This window comes from Gordonibacter sp., assembly GCF_036667095.1.
In the GTDB taxonomy this organism is placed as follows: domain Bacteria; phylum Actinomycetota; class Coriobacteriia; order Coriobacteriales; family Eggerthellaceae; genus Gordonibacter.
On sequence record NZ_JAVWUP010000352.1, the window covers coordinates 1 to 1,715 of the forward strand.

A 1,715-nucleotide genomic window follows, 5' to 3' on the forward strand; every position below is an offset into this window, starting at 1 on the left:
CGAAGCCGGCCTCCTTGGCGCGGCGCGCCGCCTCGCCGTACTGCTTCACCACGATGGCGATCTCTTCTTTGGTGTACTCGCATTCGGGCATACCCACGAACGGGCCGCTCGGCACGTCCTTGGACGGGGCGTAGGACTTTAACTCGTCGGCATCCGTTGCACGCCACTCGTAGCACAGCTGCAGCTGCACGGCCGACTTGGCCCCGTGCTTGCGGCAGGCATCCGCGATGCGGGCGAGGCCAGGCACGAACGAGTCGTCCCAAATGCCCGCTGCACCGGTCGTGGTATGGTACTTCGGCGTCGCGTTGAAGCAGTCGCTTATGTAGGCGCTGCCCAGCTCCAGCAGGCCCGTGCCGCCTTTCGCGCGCTCCTCGTAGAAGTCGACTATTGAATCGGTGATGTAGTAGTTGTCGACCATCTCGGTGGTCATGGGAAGCATGACGAACCGGTTTCTGATCTCAACCCCGCCGATGTTGAACGGTTCGAGCAGTTTCTGATACTTTGCCACGATGCGAACCCCTTTCCGCTTTAAACTATGCGTAAGCGTCTTTTATGCAAGTGCCCTTTCGAGGCCGTTCCCTGCAATCTATCCCGTCCTGGAAACCAGCCGACCTCTCAAGTGATATTGTATGCGCCAAAAATCATTGTTTCGATGGACAGAATTGTCTTTATGGTTAATCAAGAGGCCAAAACATACCCAATTTAAGATGCTATGAGGCCGAATAAGCAGGCAATATCTTCAAGATAGGGTTTCATTTCATGCTGTAAGTGGTTTTTAAGTTGCACATTTTTTCAAAAATGTCCTAGAAATGCGCTGAAAACCGACGTATAATGACAGCGTTCTTGATGACCGCTTTAGCGAGAGCGAGGCCCGAGGATATGAACGCCCTGAACACGATGCTGCTCATTGCCGACACGTTCGTCGCACTGTGTGACGAGATGCCGCTTAAAAAGGTGTCCATCAGCGACATCATCGAGCGCACAGGAAAGAACCGCAAGACGTTCTACTACCATTTCGAGAACAAGGACTGTTTGGTCACTTGGATCCTCCGGCACGACTTGGGCCAGGAGCTCAAACGCTGCTTCCCGGAAAGCGCACTCGTCTACGAGACGGGCACGACCGATTCCTCGGCACAGTTCCCCTTCTACATCCAGCAGAAATCGGGCGTTCGCTCGCTCGACCATGCAGAGTTCTTCGAGTGCTTCGCGCGCGTACTCGAGGCCAAGCGGCACTTCTACACCCAGGCACTCGTCGACAACAGCCCCTATTCGCTGCGCAACTACCTGTACAACCTCTACCTGCCAGCCTTGCGCGACGACATCGACCTCATCCTGGCGAACCGATACCTGCCCGAGGACAACATCCAGTTCCTAGCCGAGTTCTACACCTGCGCGTTTTTGTACTACTTCATCCGCAAGTGCGACCAGCCAGGAGCAGAGCGCCTCGCGGGACACGCCGGGCCCTTCGCCAACATCATCCACAGCTCGCTCGAGATGCAGATCAAGGAAGCTCAGCTCAGGCGCAACTTGTAGCAGCGTCGCCCCTTCGCACGGCGTGCACTTGGCAGCTCGCTGTTCTAGGAAGCCCCCTTCCCGGCCACAAGTGCCCCACCGCTCTCTACCAACTCCATGATTTCAGCCTCCGACCAGCCAAGCTCCCGCAGAACCGCCTGCGTGTGCTCGCCGAGCGCCGGCGCCTCCTCAAAGTCGGAGAT

At 56.9% G+C, this 1,715-nt stretch carries 1 protein-coding gene and 1 pseudogene; one reads left to right on the forward strand and one right to left on the reverse strand.

Features of this window, described 5'->3' with window-relative positions:
• Positions 1-508, reverse strand: a pseudogene (locus RR842_RS14525) (NADH:flavin oxidoreductase); the annotation flags it as partial.
• Positions 509-879: 371 nt separating this feature from the next.
• Between RR842_RS14525 and RR842_RS14530 the strand changes: the two are divergent.
• Positions 880-1,533, forward strand: a complete 654-nt coding sequence (locus tag RR842_RS14530) for a TetR/AcrR family transcriptional regulator C-terminal domain-containing protein (protein WP_332514837.1) — start codon at positions 880-882, stop codon at positions 1,531-1,533.
• The last annotated feature ends 182 nt before the right edge of the window (positions 1,534-1,715 follow it).

Coding starts and splice junctions, on each gene's coding strand:
- RR842_RS14530 (WP_332514837.1), top strand. CDS start 880: ATGAACGCCCTGAACACGATGCTGCTCATTGCCGACACGTTCGTCGCA.